The 7,135-nt window shown below is 42.8% G+C and carries 9 protein-coding genes; 7 read left to right on the top strand and 2 right to left on the bottom strand.

Annotation, left to right across the window (positions count from 1 at the left end; translation table 11 throughout):
• The first annotated feature begins 197 nt into the window (after window positions 1-197).
• The 4 genes from JV36_RS0109180 to JV36_RS0109205 all read left to right on the top strand — a co-directional run bounded on the left by JV36_RS0109180 (window position 198) and on the right by JV36_RS0109205 (window position 3,558).
• A complete protein-coding gene (locus tag JV36_RS0109180) occupies window positions 198-521 on the top strand; it encodes a low molecular weight protein tyrosine phosphatase family protein (RefSeq protein ID WP_032094835.1) in 324 nt (107 codons plus the stop codon).
• A 1,510-nt stretch (window positions 522-2,031) separates the two neighbouring features.
• Window positions 2,032-2,283 carry a hypothetical protein gene (locus tag JV36_RS0109190; RefSeq protein ID WP_032094837.1) on the top strand — a complete coding sequence of 84 codons (252 nt, stop codon included), beginning with the start codon at window positions 2,032-2,034 and terminating at the stop codon, window positions 2,281-2,283.
• A gap of 542 nt (window positions 2,284-2,825) precedes the next feature.
• Window positions 2,826-3,221, top strand: coding sequence for a DUF6228 family protein (locus JV36_RS0109200; protein ID WP_032094839.1), 396 nt, complete (start codon window positions 2,826-2,828; stop codon window positions 3,219-3,221).
• Between the two features lie 118 nt (window positions 3,222-3,339).
• Window positions 3,340-3,558: an Imm27 family immunity protein gene (locus tag JV36_RS0109205; protein WP_032094840.1), complete on the top strand. Its 219-nt coding sequence runs from the start codon at window positions 3,340-3,342 to the stop codon at window positions 3,556-3,558.
• 425 nt (window positions 3,559-3,983) lie between these two features.
• Here the strand turns inward: JV36_RS0109205 and JV36_RS0109210 are convergent, their stop codons facing one another.
• Window positions 3,984-5,138 (bottom strand): IS110 family transposase, encoded by a 1,155-nt coding sequence (locus JV36_RS0109210; protein ID WP_032094841.1) that lies wholly within the window; start codon window positions 5,136-5,138, stop codon window positions 3,984-3,986.
• 129 nt (window positions 5,139-5,267) lie between these two features.
• Here JV36_RS0109210 and JV36_RS0109215 point away from each other — a divergent pair, with 129 nt between their 5' ends.
• The 3 genes from JV36_RS0109215 (at window position 5,268) to JV36_RS0109225 (ending at window position 6,877) form a co-directional block, all read left to right on the top strand.
• Window positions 5,268-5,546 carry a hypothetical protein gene (locus JV36_RS0109215; protein ID WP_032094842.1) on the top strand — a complete coding sequence of 93 codons (279 nt, stop codon included), beginning with the start codon at window positions 5,268-5,270 and terminating at the stop codon, window positions 5,544-5,546.
• Between the two features lie 143 nt (window positions 5,547-5,689).
• Entirely contained in the window at window positions 5,690-6,004 is a 315-nt protein-coding gene (locus JV36_RS0109220) for a hypothetical protein (protein WP_032094843.1), read from the top strand.
• Window positions 6,005-6,142: 138 nt separating this feature from the next.
• Complete coding sequence (locus JV36_RS0109225) at window positions 6,143-6,877, top strand: SIMPL domain-containing protein (RefSeq protein WP_032094844.1); 735 nt, start codon at window positions 6,143-6,145, stop codon at window positions 6,875-6,877.
• Window positions 6,878-6,990: 113 nt separating this feature from the next.
• Here JV36_RS0109225 and JV36_RS0109230 read toward each other — a convergent pair.
• On the bottom strand, window positions 6,991-7,135 hold a 145-nt coding region (locus JV36_RS0109230), incomplete at its 5' end, for a type II toxin-antitoxin system RelE/ParE family toxin (protein WP_032094845.1).

The raw sequence follows: 7,135 nt of genomic DNA on the forward strand, positions 1-7,135 counted from the left end.
TCTTCACAATAGGCAACTTCGTGAAACTCTTTATGCGTATCCAATCCGATAAAAATCATGCTATGTTTGTTCATGCTAGCCTCCAAATGATTTAGTCTTAAGCAAACTAATTATGGCACTGGCTGAAAAGTTAACCCACGAAAATGCGGAGGCTAGCATTTCACAGGGAGTCATTGTGTCTATGTACTTAAGGAAACATGAACCTACTATTTGTTTGTTCAGAAAATCGTTTGCGTAGCCCAACCGGTGAAGAAGTCTTTTCTGAATATGAAGGAATCAACGCAATCGGGTGCGGCACAAATGCAGATGCCGAAACACCGCTTTCAGGCGACCTTATTGAATGGGCTGACGCCATCTTAGTTATGGAAAAGTCTCACAGAAACAAGGTCGCCAAAAAGTACAATGATTTACTTAAAAGTAAAAAATTGTCTTGCTTAGACATACCAGACAATTACGAGCGCATGCAGCCCGAACTTGTTCGCCTTTTAAAAAGTAAGGTTCCAAAGTTTGTGCGGTTGTAATTGGCACGTACATAACAAAAAAATTAAGTCACTCACTGCGTTCACTGGGACGCAAACATGTGGGCTGCTTCGCATTATAGCCCACATATTTGCGCCCCTTATTTAGAAGTTATACGCCATGGAGTTTTTAGCTTTTGCAATTTGAGCAGGTACATTCCCGAATCAGCATCGATTCAGCTATTTTCACATTTGGCATTCCGAAGGAATCACCAAACTCATTTTGCTATAGGATCTTTTGCGCTGGAGAAAGCTCGTATTCAGCAGAACGGTTTAATCCTAGTAGCCTTAAAGAATTGAAAATCATCGTCAACCAATTAAGCCAGCTAAGCCCAGGCAAGCCTCGAGCAACCATAAAAATAAAGATTAATAGGTTTATGTCAGTCCGTCTAAGTTTCAAAAAATATAACGGAGACAAAGGTTTTAAAGTTAAAGCTTACATTCTTGGCTTTTTCTATTTTAGTAGCACAGGCTTTTTAGGTAGTTACGTAAAGGTACAGCAACTTCAAAACTTAATTAACAATCTTAATAGGTGTATTGAGTCAAAAAGTGGCGTATAACAAAAAAATTAAGCACGCCCGCTGCGCGGGCTGGGACGCAAACATGTGGGCTGCTCACTTCGTTCGGATTTTAGCCCACATGCCTGCGCCCCTTATTTAAAAGTTAGGCGTCATTTACTTACTGCATTAAAAAGTGGGTTTAACCGTGACATTCCGACTTCAAGGTTGTTTCGCTAGGTTGTATTCACGGCTTACTTTTTCGGTAGTTCCAACGACTTTAGCTACGTGCTTTTCATCAACATCGCAACGCCAACATTCTGCATCATCAGCTTTCTAAACTCGTTCTTTTATCCAGCATTGACGTTAACATCTGGCTTTTCGCACTGGGTTGTTTTATCTTAAATTCAACAATTTAAACACGCGGCTTAATCGGCTAGTGGTGGCAGCAAAGCTGCGTACTCTCAGTTGTACGCCTAACAAAACGCTGTTGGCACTCCCTTCGGTCGCTGGGACGCTAACACGTGGGCTGACTCACTTCGTTCGGATTTTAGCCCACGTGCTAGCGCCCCAAAGCTTAGCGTTAGGCGTCATTTACTTACAGCTTAAAAAAATGGGTTTACCCGTGACATTCCAGCATTAAGGTTGTTTCGCAGGTTGTCTTCGCGGCTAGCTTTCTCGGTTTTTTAAACGACTTTAGCAACGCACTTTTCATCAGCATCGTAACGCCAACATTCAACACTACGAGTTGTCTAAACCCGCTCTTTTATCCAGCATTACCGTTAACATCTGGCTTTTCGCACAGGGTTGTTTTATCTTAAATTCAATAATTTAAACACGCGGTCTAATTGGCTAGTGGTGGCAGCAAAGCTGCGTACTTTCTTTTGTACGCCTAACAAAACGCTGTTGGGACTCCCTTCGGTCGCTGGGACGCAAACACGGGGCCGCTTCGCGATTATAGCCCCGTGCCTGCGCCCCAAAGCTTAGCGTTATACACTTTTCAGGAAAAGGATATTATGAAGATTAAACTAATAGCGGCTCTGCTGTTATATACATTTTTAAATGGATGCGCATCGACTTCTGACAAAGCTGCAAGGGATTTTCTTGATGGCGCCAGCTCCAGCGCCGAATCAAGACACAAGGAAGAATTAAACACTAGGTATCGCAAAAAATCTGACCATAAAAACGACTTCATAGAAGATACAATGTCTGGCGCACTTACCGCTCTTTTCCGGGGCATATTTAGCTCCGATGAAGATAACGATTAGAGCAAGGTTGTCTCAGTACGTGTATAACAACTCAATCAACTCGCTCACTACGTTCGCTGGGACGCATACACGCGGGGCGGCTTCGCCATTATGCCCCACATGCCTGCGCCCGGTATTGGAAAGTTATATGCAATCAGACGGATATGATATCGAATGATCGGATTTAGTTATAAAGTTGGCGAAGACTCATTCGGACTTTATATTCAAACTGAGAGTTACAACGATTTGGACGAGCTTGATGATTATTTCGTTGAAAACCAAAGCTTAATCCCAAAAGGTATGATGGAGCGGAGTCCTTATTCGGAAGGTTGCTTTCGGTTGTATTTCAATAAAAGTATTGGCTTGGCTAAATTAACAAAAATAATGGATAACGCAGTTCTTCGGTCAAGCCATTCGGGCTCGTAGATGCAATCGCATATAACAAACGCATTAAATCGTTCGCAGGCTCACTGGGACACAAACACGGCGGCTGTGTCACTTCGTTCCGATTATAGCCGCCGTATTTGTGCCCTTTATGCGGGTGTTAGGTGCTCTGGAGATAAATGGAATTTTCTATAGATTCATCGATATCGAACAACTCACTCAGATTCTCTAAGCCTGAGTCACAGTACGTTACGGTTCATTTGTCTGGTGTTCTTTCAGCTACGGTTCGAGTGTGCACCTATACTGATGAATCCGGCATTTCTAATTGGTTAAATAAACTCGCTTCATTTTCCAAACCATGGAAATCAGCAATCGAATGGCAGTCTTTGGAAAACCAATTTAGTATTTCTGCTACTTGCTCATCGTTAGGAGAGGTTCGTCTTTCTTTTCAGCTAAGTGACCTGCATGGACATCCCGAGGAATGGCGGGTAAGTTCAAGTATCGTAACTGATTTTGGTCAGTTGCCAGTTTTGGCAAAGCAAGCGGAGCATTTTTTCAATCATGCACGCACCTAACAAAAAAATTATGACGCCCGCCGGGGCGGGCTGGGACACAAACACGCAGGCTCTGCTTCGCAGTTTAGCCTACGTGTTTGTGCCCCATATTTAGAAGTTATGTGCAAGGTAGTTGGAAATGGATATCATCTCTTCGCAATTAGAACTTGAAACTTTCATCAGTACCAAGTGTATAAAAATCGCGGTTAGTGAGAGTGGCTGGGATACTCTTTATCTAGAAAAAGCAAACAGCAGTTTCTGGATTAAAAGTTACCCAAATAGTTCTATGCACGGCGGAGGAAAGCCAATTCTCTCAAAAATAGATCAGGCTTTGGCAAAGGAACGATTTGATGTTTAAGCAATTGCACATAACAAACAAATTAAGTCGTGCGCTGGCGCGCACTGGGACGCATACACGGGGCCGCTGCGCGATTATAGCCCCGTGCCTGCGCCCCTTATTTGGAAGTTGGTATGACTCCCCTTGTCAATAAAAACCGAGAGTCTCCCTGACATTTTTTCGGTCCATAATCAGCTGCTCTCTTGCTCTAAATAAATGAGCTAACGCACCGGATGAGGCAGTAATGTCGTCGGTTGTCATGCTGGTATTCGTGGATTATTCATCTTTCAATGAACAGCGCCTACCTTACTCACTCCGCCGTGGTCACCTTCTCATCAGTCTATGTTCGTGGATCAATAACCGTTAAGTTATTGCCGTCATAACACCCTCGTAGGTTGTGCCACATTCCGCGGCCTGACCCGAATGCGTTAGCTCAAACTCTTTTATCATGCAGGTACTCTGCTCAATCTCAATTTTGGATTAACTGGCGTAAGCACCACTTCTTTTGCAATAGCCCATATGTAGGCTGCCATCTCTCTTGCTATTGCGGTGATAATGAGGTTGTAATGTTTACCTTTCTTGCTCATTCGCTGGTAGCGTTTGCACAGGCGAAGCTGTGCTTTCCACGCAATATCGACGATGTCTTTGGGTAATCCTTCTTGCCGAATTTGAATATCGGTCGACACGTTCGCTGGATATCGATAGCTATGCGCTCCCTCAATCAATAAGCGCCTTGCTCTACCGTTACCAGACTTAGTGATAGCGCCTAAATGGCGTTTTCCACCAGAGGAATGTTCACTGGGTACCAAGCCTAAATAAGCCATAAGCTTTCTAGGGTGGTCGAATCGGTGTAAATCACCCAGTTCGGCCACAACGCCAACCGCTACTAGCAGCCTTACACCACGCATGGCTTGGATCGCTTTAACGACAGGATAATAGCGCCACTGGTGTACATGGTGGGCGAGTTCGTTATCCAACCTTTCCAATCGTCGTATGCGCTCTTCTATCGTTTGTAAGTATTCTTGCAGCACGATGTGCTGCGCGGGGTGAGGTAATATCAACTCGGTCAGCCACCGCAGATGTTTCTTCGACCAATTAGCAGAGCCTTCATACCGAATATTGTTTCTTAGCAGCAGCGCTTTGAGTTGGTATTTAGCTTCTTTTAAATCCTTCATAGCAAGCTCTCGAGCTCGGGATAAATCTCTTACTGCCTCATCCTCTGGTTCAGGCACATAAATGGGCGTGAGATCTTCAGATCTTAATAACTTCACCAACTTCAACGCATCGCGCCTATCGGTCTTGATATGTTCGCCAGGCTTTTTCGGAATAAGGGAGGGCGCAACGACATAGCAACAATGCCCTAAACTTGTAATAAGTCGATAAATCCAATATCCACATGGGCCTGCTTCATACACCACGTGAATTGTTGCCCCAGGGTATTTCGATTCAAACTGACGAATGAGCTTTTTAACGCTGACTTTTGAAGAAGGAATGCGGCCATAGTGCACCGCACTTGCCCCCCGCTGCTCTTCACAATAGGCAACTTCGTGAAACTCTTTATGCGTATCCAATCCGATAAAAATCATGCTATGTTTGTTCATGCTAGCCTCCAAATGATTTAGTCTTAAGCAAACTAATTATGGCACTGGCTGAAAAGTTAACCCACGAAAATGCGGAGGCTAGCATTTCACAGGGAGTCATTGTGTCTATACACAAGGAGGGAACCCTACGTGTCAGAAGAAAATATCAAGAAAATTGTAAAGCGATACAAACTTATTTCATCTTTTTGGCTGTTTGTTTTTTTAATTATCGCAATGTTTGCCAACTGGGCACTAATAGATTCAAATATTCGTAACCACTCAGAGCTTGGTCTTGAATACTATTCAAGCGATACAGGCTTTATTTGGGGCGCTATCATCATTGGCTTAAATGTAGTTTTGCAGTTATTTTTCTACTCTCTAGAAAAAATCCTGCTCTTTTTGCAGCAAGAAAGCAGTTCTTCGAATTAAATTGTGTATAACAAAAAAATTAAGTTCGCCCGCTGCGCGGGCTGGGACGCAAACATGTGGGCTGGCTCACTTCGTTCGGATTTTAGCCCACAGGTCCGCGCCCCTTATTTAGAAGTTATGTGCCGTCTAACACTGGAGGGAGTATGAAAAAAACGCTATGGATTATTAGTGGATTGCTGGTCTTAGTTGCTTCTGCTGCTGCAACCGAAAAAGTAACCTACGTCTTAAATCTCGAAAATGGATACACACATCAGAAACACAGTATTTTGGGTGTTGTTTACAAAGAGTTTTCCAAAATTCATAATCCTAGTCTATGCCCAAAATGGGAAAAACCGGAAGCGGTAAAAAATCAAAACTCATTGTCAAAATCATGCTTTAAACATTTCTTAAACACCAAGAATTGTATTGACCAAACAGTTATATATCAGGATATTTATGAACAGGGTTGTAGCACATAACAAAGCGCTCAAGTTCACTCCCTTCAGTCGTTGGGACGCTAACACGCGGGCTGCTTCGCATTATAGCCCACGCGCTAGCGCCCCTTAGCTTAAAGTTATACGCCTCTAGATAAATCAAAGTTTTAAAAGGAATTTTGTATGATTAAAAGATTACTCCCATTGCTACTAATAAGCTTTTCTTCATGGGGTTCTGTTATCCCTGCAAGCCCTCACATTTATGTCGAAGGGTATGCAGAAAAGAAAGTAAAACCCGAGATCATAGTCATTAGCTCATACATCGAGCACCATGATGCAGACGCATCGCTCGCTAAGTCGGAAGTGGACAAAAAGTCTAAAACCCTCATCACTGCAGCAAGAGAGATTGGAATCTTGCGAGAGGATATCAAAACCACACCTTTACAAATTTCTCCACACTATGAGTACAAGGACAGAGAAAGAATTGACAAAGGCACTAGTGTCTCAAGAAATATCGATATAACACTCAGAGACATATCTTTATATCATCAACTTAATCAAGTTTTAGTAGACTCTGGTATATCAGGTAAGCTGAATGCTGAAGTCAAAGTTGTTAATCCTAGGGAAGTTAAAAAAGAAGTTTTGTTCGAAGCTTTAAAAGATGCCAGAGAAAAAGCAGAACAACTTGCGAATTTGAATGGAAAAAAAATTAAGGACGTTCACTCTGTTTCAGAGTTCAAAACGAGGGACGAAAGCTCATATGACTTGATACCTACTCAAGGAATTTATGGCCAATCATCAAATTATGCATCTGTTCAAACAAGAAATCGTGTACCACCACCTCCACCAGGTGCGATATTTGAAATAGGTGAAATGATAGCGTCTGCGACTGTCTATGTTGTATTTACTATTGAGTAAGGCGTATAACAAACAAATTATGGCACTCGCTATCGCTCGCTGGGACGCAAACATACAGGCGGCTTCGCCATTGTCGCCTGCATGTATGCGCCCCATATTTGGAAGTTAAACCCTTATTCAGCATCAAGTCTCTTTAATGCTTTTTTGTACGCTTCATTTCTTTCGCGTTTTCCCACTGCAAGCACTGTAACTACTACTACGTCATCAAGTACCTGATACACCAACCTATATCCTGATTGACGTAATTTTATTTTATAA

The organism is Alteromonas sp. LOR (assembly GCF_000753865.1).
Lineage (GTDB): Bacteria > Pseudomonadota > Gammaproteobacteria > Enterobacterales > Alteromonadaceae > Alteromonas.

What these genes read in the sequence shown, in the direction of transcription:
- JV36_RS0109210 (WP_032094841.1), bottom strand. Translation starts at nt 5,138, where the DNA reads ATGAACAAACATAGCATGATTTTTATCGGATTGGATACGCATAAAGAG.
- JV36_RS0109190 (WP_032094837.1), top strand. Translation starts at nt 2,032, where the DNA reads ATGAAGATTAAACTAATAGCGGCTCTGCTGTTATATACATTTTTAAAT.
- JV36_RS0109220 (WP_032094843.1), top strand. Translation starts at nt 5,690, where the DNA reads ATGAAAAAAACGCTATGGATTATTAGTGGATTGCTGGTCTTAGTTGCT.
- JV36_RS0109205 (WP_032094840.1), top strand. Translation starts at nt 3,340, where the DNA reads ATGGATATCATCTCTTCGCAATTAGAACTTGAAACTTTCATCAGTACC.
- JV36_RS0109200 (WP_032094839.1), top strand. Translation starts at nt 2,826, where the DNA reads ATGGAATTTTCTATAGATTCATCGATATCGAACAACTCACTCAGATTC.
- JV36_RS0109180 (WP_032094835.1), top strand. Translation starts at nt 198, where the DNA reads ATGAACCTACTATTTGTTTGTTCAGAAAATCGTTTGCGTAGCCCAACC.
- JV36_RS0109225 (WP_032094844.1), top strand. Translation starts at nt 6,143, where the DNA reads ATGATTAAAAGATTACTCCCATTGCTACTAATAAGCTTTTCTTCATGG.